The 18,050-nt window shown below is 74.0% G+C and carries 18 protein-coding genes; 10 read left to right on the forward strand and 8 right to left on the reverse strand.

Annotation, left to right across the window (positions count from 1 at the left end):
• The first annotated feature begins 135 nt into the window (after nt 1-135).
• The 8 genes from BLT97_RS04720 to BLT97_RS04755 all read left to right on the forward strand — a co-directional run bounded on the left by BLT97_RS04720 (nt 136) and on the right by BLT97_RS04755 (nt 7,229).
• A complete protein-coding gene (locus BLT97_RS04720) occupies nt 136-1,812 on the forward strand; it encodes a hypothetical protein (protein ID WP_093607341.1) in 1,677 nt (558 codons plus the stop codon).
• Nucleotides 1,813-2,011: 199 nt separating this feature from the next.
• A complete protein-coding gene (locus BLT97_RS04725) occupies nt 2,012-2,464 on the forward strand; it encodes an ATP-binding protein (RefSeq protein ID WP_176953641.1) in 453 nt (150 codons plus the stop codon).
• Nucleotides 2,465-2,687: 223 nt separating this feature from the next.
• Nucleotides 2,688-3,578: an STAS domain-containing protein gene (locus BLT97_RS04730; RefSeq protein ID WP_093607768.1), complete on the forward strand. Its 891-nt coding sequence runs from the start codon at nt 2,688-2,690 to the stop codon at nt 3,576-3,578.
• Nucleotides 3,575-3,985, forward strand: a complete 411-nt coding sequence (locus BLT97_RS04735; RefSeq protein ID WP_093607342.1) for an STAS domain-containing protein — start codon at nt 3,575-3,577, stop codon at nt 3,983-3,985. Before BLT97_RS04730 ends, BLT97_RS04735 begins: the two co-directional genes overlap by 4 nt.
• Nucleotides 3,969-4,460, forward strand: coding sequence for an anti-sigma regulatory factor (locus tag BLT97_RS04740; RefSeq protein ID WP_093607343.1), 492 nt, complete (start codon nt 3,969-3,971; stop codon nt 4,458-4,460). Before BLT97_RS04735 ends, BLT97_RS04740 begins: the two co-directional genes overlap by 17 nt.
• A complete protein-coding gene (locus BLT97_RS04745) occupies nt 4,457-5,479 on the forward strand; it encodes a SpoIIE family protein phosphatase (RefSeq protein ID WP_093607344.1) in 1,023 nt (340 codons plus the stop codon). The genes BLT97_RS04740 and BLT97_RS04745 overlap by 4 nt, the downstream gene beginning before the upstream one ends.
• Complete coding sequence (locus BLT97_RS04750) at nt 5,476-6,879, forward strand: PP2C family protein-serine/threonine phosphatase (RefSeq protein WP_093607345.1); 1,404 nt, start codon at nt 5,476-5,478, stop codon at nt 6,877-6,879. The genes BLT97_RS04745 and BLT97_RS04750 overlap by 4 nt, the downstream gene beginning before the upstream one ends.
• Entirely contained in the window at nt 6,876-7,229 is a 354-nt protein-coding gene (locus tag BLT97_RS04755; protein WP_176953642.1) for an STAS domain-containing protein, read from the forward strand. The genes BLT97_RS04750 and BLT97_RS04755 overlap by 4 nt, the downstream gene beginning before the upstream one ends.
• Nucleotides 7,230-7,276: 47 nt before the next feature.
• Here BLT97_RS04755 and BLT97_RS04760 read toward each other — a convergent pair whose 3' ends face one another.
• The 4 genes from BLT97_RS04760 to BLT97_RS04775 all read right to left on the reverse strand — a co-directional run bounded on the left by BLT97_RS04760 (nt 7,277) and on the right by BLT97_RS04775 (nt 12,116).
• The gene (locus tag BLT97_RS04760) at nt 7,277-7,783 is read right to left on the reverse strand and encodes an O-acetyl-ADP-ribose deacetylase (RefSeq protein ID WP_093607347.1); all 507 of its coding nucleotides are present in this window, start codon (nt 7,781-7,783) and stop codon (nt 7,277-7,279) included.
• 8 nt (nt 7,784-7,791) lie between these two features.
• Nucleotides 7,792-9,207, reverse strand: coding sequence for a phytoene desaturase family protein (locus BLT97_RS04765; RefSeq protein ID WP_093607769.1), 1,416 nt, complete (start codon nt 9,205-9,207; stop codon nt 7,792-7,794).
• Between the two features lie 109 nt (nt 9,208-9,316).
• On the reverse strand, nt 9,317-10,180 hold the full coding sequence (locus BLT97_RS04770) for an inositol monophosphatase family protein (protein ID WP_093607348.1): 864 nt from the start codon (nt 10,178-10,180) through the stop codon (nt 9,317-9,319).
• 139 nt (nt 10,181-10,319) lie between these two features.
• On the reverse strand, nt 10,320-12,116 hold the full coding sequence (locus BLT97_RS04775) for a gamma-glutamyltransferase family protein (RefSeq protein WP_093607349.1): 1,797 nt from the start codon (nt 12,114-12,116) through the stop codon (nt 10,320-10,322).
• Nucleotides 12,117-12,191: 75 nt separating this feature from the next.
• Between BLT97_RS04775 and BLT97_RS04780 the strand changes: the two genes are divergently transcribed.
• On the forward strand, nt 12,192-13,007 hold the full coding sequence (locus BLT97_RS04780; RefSeq protein WP_143041306.1) for a TIGR02569 family protein: 816 nt from the start codon (nt 12,192-12,194) through the stop codon (nt 13,005-13,007).
• Between the two features lie 39 nt (nt 13,008-13,046).
• Here BLT97_RS04780 and BLT97_RS04785 read toward each other — a convergent pair whose 3' ends face one another.
• Complete coding sequence (locus BLT97_RS04785) at nt 13,047-13,769, reverse strand: M15 family metallopeptidase (RefSeq protein WP_093607351.1); 723 nt, start codon at nt 13,767-13,769, stop codon at nt 13,047-13,049.
• A gap of 60 nt (nt 13,770-13,829) precedes the next feature.
• On the opposite strand from BLT97_RS04785, the gene lplAB reads away from it, so the two are divergent.
• On the forward strand, nt 13,830-14,891 hold the full coding sequence (gene lplAB / locus BLT97_RS04790) for a lipoate-protein ligase LplAB (RefSeq protein WP_093607770.1): 1,062 nt from the start codon (nt 13,830-13,832) through the stop codon (nt 14,889-14,891).
• A gap of 72 nt (nt 14,892-14,963) precedes the next feature.
• Here the strand turns inward: lplAB and BLT97_RS04795 are convergent, their stop codons facing one another.
• The 3 genes from BLT97_RS04795 to BLT97_RS04805 form a co-directional block, all read right to left on the reverse strand.
• Nucleotides 14,964-15,638 (reverse strand): DUF4232 domain-containing protein, encoded by a 675-nt coding sequence (locus BLT97_RS04795; protein ID WP_093607352.1) that lies wholly within the window; start codon nt 15,636-15,638, stop codon nt 14,964-14,966.
• A 105-nt stretch (nt 15,639-15,743) separates the two neighbouring features.
• Nucleotides 15,744-16,406: a response regulator gene (locus BLT97_RS04800; RefSeq protein WP_093607353.1), complete on the reverse strand. Its 663-nt coding sequence runs from the start codon at nt 16,404-16,406 to the stop codon at nt 15,744-15,746.
• Nucleotides 16,403-17,518 (reverse strand): sensor histidine kinase, encoded by a 1,116-nt coding sequence (locus BLT97_RS04805; protein ID WP_245769129.1) that lies wholly within the window; start codon nt 17,516-17,518, stop codon nt 16,403-16,405. Before BLT97_RS04805 ends, BLT97_RS04800 begins: the two co-directional genes overlap by 4 nt.
• Nucleotides 17,519-18,050: the final 532 nt, after the last annotated feature.

Raw genomic sequence — 18,050 nt, forward strand, 5'->3', positions numbered from 1 at the left:
CACGGCGGCCGGAACCCGCGCACCGGTACGTCCTCGGTCCCGGCACCCCACATGACACGCGGCCGGCCGGGCACTCGCGTGGAGCGGCCGTCGGCGGTGGTGCCCGCGGCGCACGACGGCCGAGGAGGCGGGGACATGACCGGTCGGGCACACGAGGCTTCCGGCAGCGGCTCGTGGACGTCCGGGGGCGGCGCCCACGGCATCTGGGAGTTCGACGCACGGGGAGAGATCGACGCCGGGGAACGTGACCGGCTGATCGCCGCTCTGCGCGAGGAGGATCCGCGCGACGTGGTGGTCCTGGCCCACGACTGGCACAACGACCGTGCGCTGGCGGCCCGGTTCGACGAGCTCTTCGCGCAGCTGCTGCGGGCCGAAGTGCCCGGCGCCGCACCGACGTTCGTCGGCGTGCGCTGGCCGGTGATGCGGTTTCCGGACGAGTCGGCGCCGCATGTCCCCGAGGAGACGCGCCGCAGCGCGCGCGCCGCGCTCCCCGCTCTGGACGAGGCGACGGCACGGGCCCTCGCGGCGGCGTACCCGGAGAGCACCGAGGCGGTGGAGCGGCTGTGCGACCTGCTCGCCCGCCGGCCCGCCGCCCATCCCGCCCTGGACGACTTCGGCTCCGAGCTGCGCCGTATGGCCGAACTGCCGCTGACCGACGCCCGCGCGGAGTTCGCGACGGACGCCGAGGGCGACGCGCTGCCGCAGCACGACCCGGTGATCCTGTTCGACGACACCGCCGCCGTGTGCGGGGAGTTCGCGACCGCGCTCGACGAGGCGCACGAGGCGGTGGAGGCGGACCGGCGCCGTCCGGAACGCACCGAGGAGCAGGAGGAACCGGCCGGAGGGCAGGTCTCGCACCACGGCACGCTCGCCGAGTCCGCGGTGCTCGGACCACGCGCCGCTGATCCGCCGAGCCCGCGGCTTCAGGAGCCGGGGCCGACCCAGACGGCCGGCGGATTCGGCTCGGACCGCTACGAAACGGACTACGCCGACCTGTGGCGCGGGGCGCACGAACTGCTGCGCCAGGTCGCCGGGCACACCTTCCGGCGGCGGGCGGGAGTGGTGGGCGCCTACGGGCTCGCTCCGGTCCTCGGCCTGCTGGCCCAGGCGCTCCCGCAGGCCCGTATCCACTTGGTGGGGCACGGGTTCGGGGCGCGCCTTGTGGCCTTCGCCGTGCGCTGTCAGCCCGAGGGTTCGCGTACGGTCTCCTCGCTGGTGCTGCTCCAAGGCGCCCTGTCCCACTTCGCGTTCGCCGACCACATGCCCCACCAGATGCGCGGCAGCGGAGTCCTGGCCGACTGCGAGCACCGGATGTCCGGGCCCATCGTGTGCTGCTACTCGCACTACGATCTGGAACTGGCGCTGATGCATCCGCTGGCCACCCGCATGGTCGGCGACTCGGCCTCCATCGTCGGCCTCGACCGCAAGTGGGGCGCGCTCGGCCACGACGGCGCCCAGGCCGCGGCGTCGTTCACCGCCACCACGCTGGACGAGGTGCTGCGGCACGGGATGGGCGACCGGCGGTGCCTCAACGTCGATGTCTCCGCCGTGGTCCGTGAGGGCGACGCGCCGGCCGGCGCACACCACGACGTCCTGCGTCCCGAACTGGCCCGTCTGGTCGCGCTGTCGGCCGGTCTCCTCGGGGAAGTCCGAAGCGGCGTAGAGGAACGGAACGGCGTAGAGGAATGGAACGGCGGGGAGGAGCGCGACGGCGGGGAGGGGCAGGGCGACGGAGAGGGACACCCTCGCCCGGCCGCGCGGTCCGGCGGCCGTACGAACGGATCCTCGTCCGATGCGCGTGGCGGGGAGTGACTCCCGTCACGTCGGGCACGCGTTCTCCAATGGTGCTTGCCGCCCACGGTCCGACGCGCCCGCACGGCAGGGCAGGGCACCAGGCACGGCGTCCGCCATACGACGGCAAGACGCCACGCGCCGCACGAGATGACCGCGACGCACAACAGGACCGACGCACAACAGGACCGACGCACACCTGCAAGGAAAGGAGCCGGGCATGCACCGGCGTACCGGCCGGACCGACCTGTCCTCCGGGGCTGCGGCGCCGCCCTCCTCGGCCGCGGAGGCACGGAGCAGGATCCGGCGGCTGTTGAGCAGCCGTCTCGGCCGCAGTGACGATGATCTGTGCAAGGACGTCCGGGTCACCGACATCCTCCTGGTGACCTCCGAACTCTGCAGCAACGCCCTGGCCCACGGCGGCGGGATCGCGGCGTTCCGGGCGCGGTTCGAGGAGGGCGGTCTGGCCCTGGACGTGGCCGACCACTCCTTCCGGCTGCCCGTGACACGGGCGGAGTCCTCACCGCACCTGGCGCCGGGGGGTTACGGCTGGCGTCTGATCCACCGCCTGGCCGGCCGGGCGAGCGTGACGCTGTGCTCGGACGGCAAGGTGGTCAGCGTGTGGATGCCGCTGCGCAGGCCGCCCGCCGAGAGCCTGGAGGCCTCCGCCTGAGCGGCACCCCGGCCTCGTAGACCTCTTACTCCTCCCAGACCTCGTACACCAGGAGCCTCACCCACCCCGGCGACCCGTCGGATACACGTGCGCCGCACATCACATCACCTCGCCAGGCATCACCTCTTTCCATCGGGGTAATCGCAGCACCGGAATTCCGCCGGGATCTTCGCTTCGAGGCCACCGTGCGGGACGGAACCGCCGTCGAACACGAGAGGTGTATGTGAGTCCGCGGGAAGACGCCACCAGGCAGCGTCTGCACGACGTGCTCTGCGAGCGCGAGAAGGAGATCGCCGACCGCTGGGTCGGTCTGCAGCTCGAGCAGACCGATGCGAACGAGCTCGACGCGAGCGACCTGCACACCGAGGCCGCCCAGTTGATCTCGGCGCTCACCGCGGGGCTCGCGGGGGACACACCGGTGCACCGGCTGGTCGTCTCGCAGGGTGAACTGCGGAGCTGCGTCATGGAGTTGTCGCTGCACCGCGCCCGCGCCGGCGCCTCCCCCACCGACACCTCGCTCGCCGTGCTCTCCCTGAAGCAGGCCCTGCTCGAAGCGGTGCAGCACACCACCCGGGACACCGCGGAGCTGTTCGCGGCGGCGGTGCTGATCAACCGGCTGCTCGACGCGGCCGGTGCGCTCTCCTTCGAGACGTACGTGGAAGGCCGCGAGGAGATCATCCAGCGGCAGAGCCGGCAGCTGCTCGAAGTGTCCACGCCCGTGGTGCGGTTGTGGCGCCATGTGCTCGCGGTGCCGCTGATCGGCACCCTCGACACCACGCGCACCCAAGTGGTCATGGAGAGCGTGCTCCAGGCGATCCAGGACCACGAGGCGCAGGTGGCGATCATCGACATCACCGGGGTGCCCGCGGTGGACACCGCCGTCGCGCAGCATCTGATGCACACCGTCAACGCCGTACGCCTGATGGGCGCGGACTGTGTCATCAGCGGGATCCGCCCGCCGATCGCGCAGACCATCGCGCAGCTCGGCATCGACCTGTCGACCATCCTCACCAAGGCGACGCTGGCCGACGCCCTGGCCGCGGCGATCCAGCTCACGGACGAGCCGACGCTTGCCACCGGTGGCGCCACCGACCCCGCGGCGGCTTCCCGGTGAACGGCCCGCGGCCGTCGGCCGTACCCATCCTGCGCCTCGGCGACGTCCTGGTCACCGGGCTCCTCAACGAGCTCGACGACACCTCCGCCCTCGCCTTCACCGACGAGCTCACCGAGCGTATCGCCGCGGAGGGCGCGCGGGGCGTCCTGATCGACATCTCGCGCCTTGAGATCATCGACTCGTTCGTGGCCCGCACGCTGACCGAACTCACCACCATGGCCCGCCTGTTGGGCGCGCGGGTGCTCGTCGCGGGCATGCGCCCCGCCGTGGCCATCACGCTGGTGGAGCTGGGCCTCGAACTGAAGGGTGTGGAGACCGCGCTCAACGCGGAGCAGGGCATGTCGGCCCTGGGCTGGAGTCAGGTGCACCAGCCACCGGGAGGGGTCCCGTATGACGCTCTACGATGAGGAGTTCAGCGCCCGTCGACGGCTCACGCTGCGCGGACACGCCAGCGCGCCCGGCGGTACGCGGACGGCGCAACCGGTGCACGCCACCCACGCGGTGCGCAGCGAACAGGACCTGCTGTCCGTGCGGCACGCCGTACGCGCGGCCACCGTCGAGGCCGGTTTCGCCCTGGTGGACCAGACCCGGATCGTCACGGCGGCCAGTGAGCTCGCGCGCAACGCGTATGTGCACGGCGGGGGCGGTTCCCTGACCATCGAGGTGCTCGGGCACGGGCCGCGGCGCGGGGTCCGCCTTACGGTGCGGGACCAGGGTCCCGGCATCCCCGACGTGGACAAGGCCCTCACCGACGGCTGGACGACCGGCAGCGGACTCGGCCACGGCCTGGGCGGGGCACGGCGGTTGATGCACGAGTTCACGATCGACACGGCCGTGGACCGGGGCACCACGGTGACCGCGATCCGCTGGAACGACCGGTGAGCGCCGTGGCCGCCGACACCACGGCGCACATCCGCATCGACCACCACAGCGCGGTCCATGTGGCGGCGAACGCGGCACGCAGCTCGGCCGTGGCCTGCGGGCTGCCGGGCCCGCTGCCGGAGCGGGCCGCGGTGCTCGCCAGCGAGCTCGCCACCAACGTGGTCAAGCACGCCAGGGACGGCGCGCTCTACATCCAGCCCGTACCGCACGGGACCGGCGTCCAGATCATCGCGGTCGACCGCGGTCCCGGGATGGCCGATCCGGCCCGGTGCATGGACGACGGCTACACCAGTACCGGCTCGCTCGGCTCCGGGCTCGGCGCCGTCCGCCGCATGGCGGGCACGTTCACGATCCGCTCGCAGGTCGGCCGGGGCACGCTGGCCTGCGCCGAGGTGACCGCGCCCGGCGCGCCCGCCGTGCCCGGCCCCCCGATCGGTGCCCTGTGCCTGCCCGCGGAGGGCGAGCAGGAGTGCGGGGACTCGTGGGCCGTCGCGGAGACCGGGGAGGGCCGCTGCGTCGCGCTGGTCGACGGGCTCGGCCACGGACACGCCGCCGCACAGGCCGCGCAGGCCGCCGTGCGCGCCTTCCGTACGTCGGCCGCGCGGCCGCTGCCGGAGGTGCTGCGTACGATGCACCGCGCCCTGCGGCATACGCGCGGTGCGGCGGTGGCGCTCGGGCGGCTGCGGCCCGCGGGGCTGGAGTACTGCGCCATCGGCAACGTACGGGCCGCGCTGACCAGCCCCGACGGGACCGTGCGCCGTCTGGCCGGGCGGCCCGGCGTGGTCGGCTGGAACCTGCCCGAGCCGTACGTGGAGCAGCTCGCCACACCGACGGGCAGCTCCCTGGTCGTGCACAGCGACGGCATAGGCGACCCCTGGGCCCACCAGCCGCCGCCCGCGCTGCTGCGTCTGCCCGCGCCGCTGCTCGCCGCGTCCCTGGTCCACGGCCACCGGCTGCGGCGGGACGACGCGACGGTCGTGGTCACCGGGACGGCACGGCCGGACGCACCGCACCCATGAGTCACGCCGCACGCGAGGAGCGCTCCATGATGCCGAGGTACGACGGGGGACACTCGGTGATCCCGCACGGGACCACGCACCGGACCCTGTCCTGCCTGCGGGACACCCTGATGCAGCTGACCGAGGAGCTGCGGCTGCCCGCGGACCTGCGGGCGCGGCTGCTGCACTCGGTGTCGGCCGTGGCCGCCGCCGAACTCGACGCGGGCCGCCAGGTCTCGCTCCAGGTGGCCGCGGAGCCGGCCGCGGACGGCGGACCGCCCCAGCTGGTCTTCCACCTGCACACCCCGTTCGCGCCGCGCGCCCCCGCTCTGGCCGGACTCCCGCTCCCCGCCGAGCGGTTGGGCGGCGAACTGACGATCTGGCGCGTGCCCTCGCAGCCCGCGGCCGCCGCGTCCGGAGGGCTCTGCGCGCAGTCCGCGATCCCCGTTCAGGCCGAAGGCTCGGCGCGCCCTGCGTCCGTGGTCGAGCAGCTCGAGCAGGAGCTGCGTGCGGCCCGCGAGCGGGCGGACCGGCTCGCCGCCGAACACGAGCGTCTGTCCCGCGAGTTGAGCGAGACGAACAGCGGGGTGCTCGCCCTGTACGTGCAGTTGGAGGAGCGGGACGAGCAACTGCGCAGCGCCCACGGCCGGGTGCTGCGCGAGCTGGAGGACGCCCTGCGCCCGCCGCCCGTGCAGGTGGCGGGGCTCGAGATGGCCGTGCACTACGCGCCCGCCGATCCGCACGCCCCGACCGGGGGCGACCTCTACGACTGGTTCGAGCTGCCCGACGGCACGATCCACATCACCGTCGTCGACGCCCTGGGGCACGGGGTCACCAGCACCCGCGGCGCCCTCGACGTCACCCATGCCGTCCGCACGCTGGCCCTCGAAGGGCACCCGCTGGGCTCCATCGTGGCCCGCACGGACGAGATCCTGCTGCCGCTGGACCAGGAGTTGATGTCCACGGTGCTCCTGGCGCGCATCGATCCCGCCGACGGACGCGTGGCCGTGGCCAACGGCAGCCACCCGCCCCCGCTGATCGTGCGCACCGACGGCGGCACCGCGCTGATCGAGGCCCGGGGCCGCGGCATCGGCTACCCCCTGGCCGGCAGCGAGGACGTCCTGCACGAACGGCTGCTCCCCGGCGACCTTTTGGTGCTCTACACGGACGGGCTGACCGAGAGCCGGCGCGATCCGATCGAGGGCGAGGCCCGCCTCAAGGCCTGCGCGGCCGAACTGCGGCACCACCCCATAGAGGAGATCCCCGGCGCGCTCGCGGCCCGGCTGCACACCCGCATCCTGCACGCCGACGACACGGTCGCGCTCGCGGTACGCCGTACGGACTCCGGACCGGCACCCCGCCGTGGACACCCCGACCAAGCGGACCGCCGTACGCACCCCGACCAAGGTGAATCACCGTGATACAGCCACGCCCGCTCACCGTCGACCATACGTCCGACCGCCGGGGCACCCTGCTCACCCTGTGCGGAGAGCTCGACTACGAGGCCACCGGGTGCGTGCAGGAGGCCCTGCGGCATGTGCGGCTCTCCGCCGGGGAGCGGCTGGTCCTCGATCTGTCCGCGGTCACCTTCTGCGACTCCAACGGCGTCACGCTGCTCGTCGGCGCCCACCGCACCGCCCGCGCACAGGACGCGGACCTCGCCGTCACAGGGCTGCTGCCGCCGGTGGCGAAGGTGCTGCGGATCACCGGGCTCGACACGGTGCTCGCCGTGTACGGGACGCCGGAGGAGGCGTTCGCCGACGTGCCGTGAGGCTCGGACCGGCGTGCCGTAAGGCTCGGACCGTCCGGCCGTACAGCTCAGACCTGCTGCGCGAAAGCCTCGTACGCCCGCTCGTCGAAGAGCACGAACCGCACGTCCTCCACGGCGGTCTCCGCGCCCTGCACCGTAGCGACCGCGATCCGCGCGCCGTCGTCGAGCGGCCAGCCGTAGACGCCGGTGGAGATCGCCGGGAAGGCCACGGAACGCGCGCCCAGCTCGTCGGCCACGGCGAGCGAGCGGCGGTAACAGGAGGCCAGCAGCTCCGAGCGGTCCTCGCCCGCGCTCCACACCGGACCGACCGTGTGGATCACCCAGCGCGCGTCGAGCCGGCCCGCGGTGGTCGCGACGGCGTCCCCGGTCGCGAGTCCCTTGCCGTAGTGCGAAGCCCGCAGTTTGCGGCAGGCCTCCAGGATCTCCGGGCCGCCCTTGCGGTGGATCGCGCCGTCCACTCCCCCGCCGCCGAGCAGCGAGGAGTTGGCGGCGTTGACGATCGCGTCGGCGGTCTGCGCCGTGATGTCCCCCTGAACGAGGGTGAGCGTGGGCACGGCGCCTCCTAGCGCTGCTGCCGGAGGCGGCGCCAGACCGCCTTCGCCGCGTTGTGGCCCGACATGCCGTGCACGCCCGGGCCCGGCGGCGTGGCCGAGGAGCAGAGGAACACGGCCGGGTGGGAGGTGGTGTACGGGGACGCGGAGAGCTTCGGGCGCAGCAGGAGCTGAAGACCCGAGGCGGCTCCGCAGGCGATGTCGCCGCCGACGTAGTTGGCGTTGCGCGCGGCGAGTTCGGGCGGTCCTGCCGTGGCGCGGGCGAGGACGAGGTCCCTGAACCCCGGGGCGAAGCGCTCCACTTGGCGCTCGATGGCCTCGGTGAGGTCGCCGGTCCAGCCGTTCGGCACATGCCCGTACGCCCAGAAGACGTGCTTGCCCTCCGGGGCGCGCGAGGGGTCCGCGAGGGTGGGCTGCACCGTGATCAGGAACGGGTTCTCGGGCGCCAGGTCCGTGCGGGCGGCGGCATGCAGGGCGGCGGCGATGTCCCGGCTGCCCGGGCCCACCTGCACGGTGCCCGCCCGGCGCGGCGCCTCGGCGGTCCACGGGACCGGCCCGTCCAGGGCGTAGTCGACCTTGAACACACTCGCGCCGTAGCGGTAGTTCGCGTACGCGCTTCCCAGGCCCGCGATCCGGGCGAGCGCAGTCGGCGAAGTGTCGAAGACGTACGCGCGCGCGGGCGGCAGGTCGTCCAGGCGCTTGACCTCGTAGTCCGTGTGCACGGCGCCGCCGAGGTCCTTCAGATACGCGGCCAGGGCGTCCGAGATGGACTGCGAGCCGCCGCGGGCCACGGGCCAGCCGTGCGCGTGCGCGGCCAGCGCGAAGACCAGGCCCACCGCGCTGGTGGCGAAGCCGCCGAGCGGGGCGATGACGTGGGCGACGAGGCCGGCGAAGAGGGCCTTGGCGCGGTCGTCGTGGAAGCGGCGGTTCATCAGCCAGGTGGACGGCGGCAGGCCTGCGAGCCCGAAGCGCGCGAGACCCACCGGGTCGCGCGGCAGGGAGCTCAGCGGCAGCGACATGAAGTCGCGGAACAGGGTGTCCGTGTGCGCCAGGAACGGGGTGACGAGCCGCCGGTACGCGCCCGCGTCACGCGGCCCGAAGGAGGAGGCCGTCTCCGCGACGGAACGGGAAAGGACCGCGGCCGTGCCGTCGTCGAAGGGGTGCGCCATCGGGAGCGGGGCGTGCCGCCACTCAAGGCCGTAGCGCCCCAGCGGCATCGCGTTGAACGCCGGGGACGAGATGCCGAGCGGGTGGGCGGCCGAGCACGGGTCGTGGCGGAAGCCGGGGAGGGTGAGCTCCTCGGTGCGGGCGCCGCCGCCGATGGTGTCCTTGGCCTCGAACACGGCCACGGAGTGGCCTCGGCGGGCCAGCTCGGCCGCGGCGGTCAGCCCGTTCGGACCTGCGCCCACGACTACGGCGTCGAGCATCGACGGCACCTTGGACTCCTCTGTCGGCCGGGGCCAGTGCGTTCAGCATACGGACCCCGGTCCGCGCCCTCGCTCCGTGCCCCCACTTGCACGGAAAGCGCTCGCTCCCTCAGCCGGCCAGCAGCGCCACGATCCGCCGCACCGTCTCCGCGTCCCGCGCCGCCGTGAACGGCAGGGCATTGCCTCCCCCGATACGGAACGGCTCGCCCGCCACCGTCAGGTGGCCGCCGCCCGTCTCCGTGACGAGGAGCAGACCCGCCGCGTGGTCCCAGCTGTTCTCCCAGCTGAACGCCACCGCGTCCAACTCACCCTTGGCGATGGCCAGATACTCCAGGCCCGCCGAGCCGCACGGGCGCGGGGCCACGCCTTCGGTGCGCAGGCCGAGCAGGGCGCGCTTCTGGTCCGGGGTGGTGAAGTCCGGGTGCGAGGTGGCCACTTGGAGCTCGCAGTCCGCGGCGGCGGGCCGGCGGACCAGCGGCTGCCCGTTGAGCTGCACGCCGCGGCCGCGCACGGCCACCGCCATCTCGTCGCGCGCGGGCGCGTACGTCCACGAGGCGAGCACCTCGCCGCGGCGGGCGAGGGCCACGAGGGTGCAGAAGCCGGGGTCGCCGTGGACGAACTGGCGGGTGCCGTCCACGGGGTCCACGATCCACACCGGGGCGTCGCCGTGCAGCGCCTCCAGGATCGAGGGGTCGGCGTGCACCGCCTCCTCGCCGACCACGACCGAGCCGGGCAGCAGGGCGGTCAGGGACCGGGTGAGGTGCTGCTCGGCGAGGCGGTCGGCGACCGTCACCAGGTCGTGCGGCCCGTTCTTCTGGACCACCTCGTGCGCGGCCAGCTGGCGGAAGCGCGGTGTGATCTCCTCGGCGGCGGCCTTGCGCACAGCGGCCTCCACCTCGTGGAGGCGGGTGTCGAGGAGGTCGGTGAGCCGGATGTCGAGAAGGTCTTCGTTGCCTGTCTTGTCGTCGATCATGTGTCCATCCCACCACGGAGCACTGACAGCCCCCACCCGGAGGGTGGACCCCGGGTGGAATCCACGTGAACCCTGGGCTCGGCCCCCGCACGGACCGCCGGGGCCGGACCCGCCCGCCGGGCCCGGCCCGGTGCGAAGCTCAGCGCCCCACCGCGTACCCCTGCATCCCCCGCGGATTCGCGCCCGCCGACAGCACCCCGGTCTCGGGATCACGGGCCACCGCGCTCAGTCGGCCCTCCGACCAGGGCGCTCCCACCGTGACCTGGTGCCCGCGCCGCCGCAGGTCCTCGATCACGGGCTCACCGAGGCGGGACTCGACCGTGAGCTGGCCGGGCAGCATGCCGCGCGGGTAGAAGGAGGACGGCACGTGGTCGGTGTGCCAGTTCGGGGCGTCGATCGCCCCTTGCAGGTCGAGCCCGCCGCGGACCGCGTCCGCGCCCGCCACGTGCAGGAAGAAGGGCAGCTGCCACTGGTCCTGCTGGTCGCCGCCCGGGGTGCCGAAGGCCATCACGGGGACGCCGCCGCGCAGCGCGAGCGAGGGCGTGAGGGTGGTGCGGGGCCGGCGTCCGGGCGTGAGGGAGTTCGGCAGGTCCGGTTCCAGCCAGGCCATCTGCAACCGGGTGCCGAGCGGGAAGCCGAGTTCGGGCACGACGGGGTTGGACTGGAGCCAGCCGCCGCTCGGGGTGGCGGCGACCATGTTGCCCCAGCGGTCGACCACGTCGATGTGGCAGGTGTCGCCCCGGGTCTCTCCGTACTCGCTCACGGTCGGTTCGCCGGCGCCGGAGGCGAGGCCGAGGGCGTCGAAGGCCGTGCGGCCCTCCACGTCCTGCGCGGGGGCGGCGAGCCGGGGTATCCGGCCGAGCGGCGCACCGGGCCGCAGTTCGAGCGAGGCCTTCGCACCGATCAGCGCACGGCGCTCCGCGTTGTACGCCTCCGAGAGCAGCGCGTCGAGCGGCACGTCGGACCCGGCGTCCCCGTACCAGGCCTCACGGTCGGCCATGGCCAGCTTGCAGCCCTCGACGAGCAGATGGACGTAGTCGGCGGTGCCACGCGCGGGCAGTTCGCCGGGCAGCAGCGCCAACTGCTGGAGCAGTGCGGGTCCTTGGCTCCAGGGGCCGGCCTTGCAGAGGGTCCAGCCGTTCCAGTCGTACGTGGCCGGCGCCTCGTATCCGGCACGGAAAGCGGCGAGGTCCTCGCCAGTAAGCGTGCCGGTGTGCCGCTCGCCGCTGGTGTCGAGGGTGGGCCGCGCGCTCTGGCGGACCAGCGCCTCGCCGATGAAGCCCTCGCGCCAGATGCGGCGCGCGGCGTCGATCCGGGCCTCGCGCGTGGGCCCGGCGGCCTCGGCGAGCAGGCGGCGCCAGGTGGCGGCGAGCGGGCGGTTCACCAGCAGCCGGCCCGGGCGCACCACCGGCAGGTACACCTCGGCCGATGAGGTCCATTCGGTCGCGAAGAGTTCGCCGACGGTGGTGATGGTCTCGCGGATCTTCTCGACGGGCGGGTGCCCTGAATCGGCGTATCCGATCGCGTACTTGAGGACCTCGTCGAGGGATTTGGTGCCGTGGTCGCGCAGCAGCACCATCCATGCGTCGAACGCGCCGGGCACGGCGGCGGCGAGCGGTCCCGTGCCGGGCACGAGGTCGAGGCCGAGCCCGCGGTAGTGCGCCACGCTCGCGCCTGCGGGCGCGGGCCCCTGCCCGCACAGCACCCGCACCTCGCCGCCGGCGGGCGCGAGGAGGATCGGCACCTCGCCGGCCGGACCGTTGAGGTGCGGCTCCACGACGTGCAGCACGAATCCGGCGGCGACCGCCGCGTCGAAGGCGTTCCCCCCGTCCTCGAGTACGGCCATCGCGCTCTGCGAGGCGAGCCAGTGCGTCGAGGACGCCATGCCGAACGTGCCCTGGAGGGTGGGTCGTGTGGTGAACTGATGATCGGCCATGCCCGCAGGCTAACGCCAGGGTCTGTCAACAGGCCTGACGCCGGGGTCTGTCAACAGGCCTTACGCTCGGGCCTCATGACCGGATCACCGCCCCCGACCCACGTGCTGGCCGCGTTCGCCGCCGGGGCCGCGCCCGTTCCGCTGCCCGGAGGTCAGGGCACCACATGGCGTGCCGGTGAGGTCGTCCTGAAGCCGACCGGGATGCCCGAGGAGGCGGCCTGGCGCGCGGAGGTCGTGGCCGCGCTGCCCGAGTCCCCGGAGTTCCGGGTGGCCCGTCCGGTGCGTGCCGCCGACGGCCGGTGGACTGCGGACGGCTGGGAGGCCTGGCGGCTCGTGGCGGGCCGGCCCGATCCGCACCGTACGGCCGATGTCGTCCGCACCGGAGCCGCCTTCCACGCGGCGGTCGCCGAACTCGCCCTCGGGCGGCCGGAGTTCCTGGACGAGCGGGACGACGCCTGGACGCGGGCCGACCGGATGTCGTGGGATCTTTCCCAGGACGGCCGACCGGCCGACGGCGAAGGAGGGTTCGGGATGCTCGCGCCGCTGCTCGCCGCGCGGGAGCCGATCTCCCCGCGCGACGAGCAGCCCGTGCACGGCGATCTCCTCGGCAATGTCCTGTTCGCGGACGGACTGCCGCCCGCCGTGATCGACTGGCCGGTGTACTGGCGGCCGCCGGCCTGGGCCTCGGCGGTCGCCGTCGTGGACTCCCTGCTCTGGTACGAGGGTGACGAGAAGGACCCGGGCCTGCTCGCGCCGTGGACCGACGACCCGTACCGGCATCAACTCCTGCTGCGCGCGCTGGTCTACCGCATCGCGACGACACAGGAGCTGGGCCGGGCGCCCGAACCCACGTACGCGCGCACGGCGAAGCTGGTGCTCGGCGGCGCGTAGGGCGGCCGGACACTGGGCGCTCGGCCGCCCTCCTCCGTACTAGCGCCCGTTCCGCGAGAAGTGCTGGTAGTCCGGGTTCGACCAGCGGCCGCCCCACTGCCAGCCGACCGCGCGGAACGCCCGCGTGAGCGCGTCGCCCTCGCGGATCACGCCCTTGGCCCTGTGCGTGCGGTCGAGGTGGCGCGCCCCGGCCGGCGGATGGACCCGGCCCGTGCGGTCGACGTACGGGTTCTCCACCGTGTTGATGTCGATCGCGTCCCCGTACGCGTGCTGCGAGAGCCGGCCCGGATTGCCCACCACCTGGCGGCAGTTGAAGGCCGAGGTGTTGTCGTCGGCCATCGAGGCGTGGTCGCTGCCGTTGTACGCGGAGACGGGCCGCATCTTGCGGATCGGGAACTTCGCGGCGAACGCCTTCCCGAACACGTAAAGCACCTCCTTGGCGACCCGCTCGTGCACCACCATCGCGCCGGTGTGCACCTTGCCGTCGAAGCCCCAGTGGCTCATCCGCAGCAGGCGGAGGCGGTGCGGCGGCACGGGGCAGCCCGGCCGGTAGGTGCGGCCGAGCGCGGCCCGCGTGACGGGCAGGGTGCGGTGCCGGAATACGGGGCGCTCCGGCGCTGCTGCCTGGAGGGCGGCCTGCGACGGCGCGGACCGCACGGGTGAGGGGGAGGGAGTCGGAGGAGGCGCGGCCGCCGCGGGGCTCGCGCCGGCCGTGAGCAGCAGGGCACCGGCCGCGGCAGCGACCCGAAGTACGATTTCCACCGAATCACCATAAAGAGGGCGACCGGGGTGGGCTCGGTCGACAAGCCGGGAGGCAGCACAGTGCACGGCGAGTACAAGGTTCCCGGCGGCAAGCTCGTGACCGTCGATCTGGACGTGGACGAGAGAGCGGGCGTGCTGCGGCACGTGCGGGTGGCCGGGGACTTCTTCCTGGAGCCCGACGACGCCTTCGAGGTGCTGAGCCGGGCGCTGGACGGCACGCCCGCCGACACCGACGCGGCGGGCCTCGCGGCCCGGATCGACGCCGCGCTGCCGCCCGGCACGGTCCTGTACGGGCTGACAACGGAGGGCGTGGGCATCGCGGTGCGCCGCGCGCTCGCGCACGCCACCGACTGGACCGACTACGACTGGCAGCTGATCCACGAGGGTCCGCAGCCGCCCGCCCTGCACATGGCCCTCGACGAGGTGCTGACCACCGAGGTCGCCGAGGGGCGGCGGCCGCCGACCCTGCGGATCTGGGAGTGGGGCGCACCGGCGGTGGTGATCGGCAGTTTCCAGTCGCTGCGCAATGAGGTGGACCCGGAAGGTGCCGAGCGGCACGGGATCGAGGTCGTCCGGCGGATCAGCGGCGGCGGCGCGATGTTCTGCGAGCCGGGCAACACCATCACGTACTCGCTGTCGGTGCCCGACGCCCTGGTGCAGGGCCTGTCCTTCGCGGACAGCTACGCGTACCTCGACGACTGGGTGCTCGGCGCGCTCGGCGACATGGGGATCAAGGCCTGGTACCAGCCGCTGAACGACATCGCGACCGAGGCCGGGAAGATCGCGGGCGCCGCGCAGAAGCGGGTCGCGGCCGGCGGGGGCGCCGTGCTGCACCACGTGACGATGGCGTACGACATCGACGCGGACAAGATGCTCGAGGTGCTGCGGATCGGCCGCGAGAAGCTCTCCGACAAGGGCACCAAGAGCGCGAAGAAGCGGGTGGACCCGCTGCGGCGGCAGACCGGTCTGCCGCGGGCGGCGGTCATCGAGCGGATGGTGGAGTCCTTCCGCACGCGCTACGGACTCACGGCGGGGAAGGTCACGGACGAGGAGCTGGCGCGGGCCGAGGAGCTCGCGCGCACCAAGTTCGGCTCGCCGGAGTGGACGGCCCGCGTTCCGTAGGCGCGAGGCCGGGACGGCTCGTTCGGGCGTGCCGGCTCATTCGGGTTTGCCGGCTCGTTTGCCCGCGCCGACTCATTCGGGCGTGCCGTCGGCGGCGGTCTTCTCCCAGGCGGAGACGCCGATGCGGGCCGCGCTGCCGATGTCGATGGGGCCGCCGTCGCCCGGCTTCACCGCGTGGCCGGCCCGTCCGGGTGCCGGTGCCACGTCGAAGTAGGTGCCGTGCGGGGCGGGCCGCGCGGCGTCGGTGACGGTGTTCCGCCAGGCCACGGTGGCGCTGACGGACTCCCCCGGCTGCAACAGGATCGGTTTGGGCTCGGTGTTCCTGATGCCGCTGGAGATGCCGTCGGTGCCCTTGAGCACCTCGATCGCGACGGGGTCGCGCTGCTCGTCGAGGACCGTGAGGGCCGGATAGCCGTGGAACTCGTAGGCGCCCGTACCGCAGTTGGTGAGCGTGATGCTCATGGCACGTAGCCCCATCGCCGAACTCACCATGCCCGCCGACGCCTTGAACCCCTCGCCGGAGCAGGGGACCTCCATCGGCACCGACGGCGGATCGCCCGCCGGGTCGGTGGGGCCGGGCGGCGTCAACGGGTCGACGTCGACCGGCGGTTCCCCGCCCGCGGCCGGCTGGGAGGAGCGCGCCGGGTCGGCCTCGCGCTCCAGCTCGTCGGCGAGCGAACTGCACCCGGCGGCAAGGGAGGCGGCGAGCGCCAGGGCGAGTGCGGTCCGTACGGGTATGCGGGTCACGGGCCGATCATGCCACGAGCGGCCGCCGCGCCTTCCGGGGCTTCAGGGCCTGGGGGCACCGGCGCTTCGGCGCTTCACGCACCGCGGGCCCGGGGCACCGGCGCTTCACGCACCGCGGGCCCGGACGAGCCCGCTCTCGTACGCGAAGACCACCAGCTGGGCCCGGTCCCGCGCCCCGAGCTTCGTCATCGCCCGGCTGACATGGGTCTTCGCCGTGTACGGGCTGATCACCATGTGGGCGGCGATCTCCTCGTTGCTCAGGCCGCGCGCCGCGAGCGCGGTGACCTCACGTTCGCGCGGGGTGAGGTGTTCGAGACCGGGTGCCGTCGCGCGGTCCGGCGGGCGGGCGACGAACTCGCCGATGAGGCGACGGGTCACCGCGGGTGAGAGCAGCGCGTCCCCGGCCGCGACGACCTCGACGGCCTGGAGCAGGTCGGCGGGTTCGGTGTCCTTGAGCAGGAAGCCGCTCGCCCCGGCCCGCAGTGCCTCGAAGACGTATTCGTCCAGGCCGTAGTTGGTGAGGATCACCACCCGCACCCCGGCGAGCGCGGGGTCGGCGACGATGGCGCGGGTGGCCTCGATCCCGGTCATCACCGGCATCTGCACGTCGACGAGCGCGATGTCCGGCACCTTGGCGCGCACGAGTGCGACGCCCTGTGCCCCGTCGGCCGCCTCGCCCACCACCTCGATCCCGTCCTCGGCATCGAGCAGCGCACGGAAGCCGGCGCGCATGAGGGCCTGGTCGTCCACGAGCACGACGCGGATCACTGCGCCTCACCGACCCGCACGTGCCCGTCCCCGCGGTCGGGCGCCGACTGCCGTACGAGGAGCGGGAGTCGGGCCCGTACGAGGAAGCCGCCCGCCTCCTGGGGACCGCACTCCAGCGTGCCGCCCACCGCCTCGACCCGCTCGCGCATCCCCGTCAGACCGATGCCCGGGACGAAGTCCGCGCCGGCGCGGGCTCGTCCGTCGTCCTCCACCGCCACCTCCAACACCCCTGCCTCGACGCCGAGTCGGACCCGCACCCGCGCGGCGCCCGCGTGCCGGGCCGCGTTCGTGAGGGCTTCCTGGACGATGCGATACGCGGTGTGGCCGACCTCGTCGGGCAGGTCGCCGTCGTAGTCGGTGAGGGTGACGGCGAGGCCGGCCGCGCGGGCCCGCTCCACGACCTCCTCGACCCGGCCCGCGGGCCCCTGGTCGCGCAACACCACGAGGGTGGCGCGCAGTTCGCGCATCGCCTCGCCGCTCGCCTCCTGGATCGCGAGCAGCGCCGGCGGCACCTCCTCGCCGCGCTTGCGGGCCAGGTGCACGGCGACGCCCGCCTGGAGCTTGACCACGGCGATGCTGTGGGTGAGGGAGTCGTGCAGTTCGCGGGCGATCCGCAGGCGCTCCTCGCCCGCGCGGCGCAGGGCGGCCTCCTCGCGGGTGCGTTCGGCTTCCACGGCGCGCTGTTCGGTCTGGCGCAGATACGCCTGCCAGTTCTGGTCGGCGAGCCCGGTCACGACCGCGCAGAGGAACCAGCCGGCGAGCAGCAGCGTCGCGTCGAGCCCCTCCCCCGCCACGGCGAAGACGGCGAGGAACAGCAGGCCGGCGAGGGCGCCGAGCCCCCGGTGTCCCGCCCGCGACGCCGTGTGCACCGCGCCGACGACGGGCAGGGCCGCCGCCGCGCCCGGCTCGGCGAGCACCACGTAACCGGACAGCAGAAGGGTGGTGACGGCGAGGACCGCGCGCGGTGCGCTGCGGTAGCCGGCCAGGGCGAGGGAGCCCGCGAGGGCCAGGGCATAGGCGGTCACGCGGGTGTCGTCCGGCGCGGAGGCGGCCACGAGGCCGCCGACCACGACGGCGAGCACGGCGTCGGCCGCGCGGGCCCGCCAGGTCACGGGCGGCCGCACCCGCTCGGCGGCAGCCGCCTGCGCCCTCCGGTACTCGGCCGCGCGTGCCTTGCGCGAGTTGGCGGGCTGCGGGTGGGCGGGATCGGCGGGGCGGTCAGGACTGGTGGGGTGGACGGGCCCGGCCGAGTCATCGCGACCACCTGGGTGGTCCCGACCGGCCGGGCGGCCAGGGTCGGCCGAATCGCCGGAACCGTCCAAGTCGTGGGGGCCAGCCGGGTGTTCGAGACCCGCAGTGTTGTCAGGGCCGGCCAAATCGCCGGGACCGGCCGGATGTGCTGCGCCGAGGCCCGCCGGGTGCGCATCACCCGAGCCTCCGGTCCGCGAGCCGGCGGCCCCGACCGCACCCACGCCGCCCTCGCCCTGCCCCTCTGCCGCCACCGCGCTCCCCTCCCGTCCTTACCTACCGACCCACGCGGGCCGCGCCCTCCATGCACGGCGGCACCTGACGCTCCGGCCCGCACGCACCCTGCCCGCACGCACCTGGCGCACCCGCACCCCCGGCCTGCGAACTCCGCGTACG

The organism is Streptomyces indicus (assembly GCF_900100315.1).
GTDB lineage: Bacteria > Actinomycetota > Actinomycetes > Streptomycetales > Streptomycetaceae > Streptomyces > Streptomyces indicus.

What these genes read in the sequence shown, in the direction of transcription:
- BLT97_RS04765 (WP_093607769.1), bottom strand. Translation starts at nt 9,207, where the DNA reads ATGCTCGACGCCGTAGTCGTGGGCGCAGGTCCGAACGGGCTGACCGCC.
- BLT97_RS04725 (WP_176953641.1), top strand. Translation starts at nt 2,012, where the DNA reads ATGCACCGGCGTACCGGCCGGACCGACCTGTCCTCCGGGGCTGCGGCG.
- BLT97_RS04720 (WP_093607341.1), top strand. Translation starts at nt 136, where the DNA reads ATGACCGGTCGGGCACACGAGGCTTCCGGCAGCGGCTCGTGGACGTCC.
- BLT97_RS04780 (WP_143041306.1), top strand. Translation starts at nt 12,192, where the DNA reads ATGACCGGATCACCGCCCCCGACCCACGTGCTGGCCGCGTTCGCCGCC.
- BLT97_RS04750 (WP_093607345.1), top strand. Translation starts at nt 5,476, where the DNA reads ATGAGTCACGCCGCACGCGAGGAGCGCTCCATGATGCCGAGGTACGAC.
- BLT97_RS04740 (WP_093607343.1), top strand. Translation starts at nt 3,969, where the DNA reads ATGACGCTCTACGATGAGGAGTTCAGCGCCCGTCGACGGCTCACGCTG.
- BLT97_RS04775 (WP_093607349.1), bottom strand. Translation starts at nt 12,116, where the DNA reads ATGGCCGATCATCAGTTCACCACACGACCCACCCTCCAGGGCACGTTC.
- BLT97_RS04770 (WP_093607348.1), bottom strand. Translation starts at nt 10,180, where the DNA reads ATGATCGACGACAAGACAGGCAACGAAGACCTTCTCGACATCCGGCTC.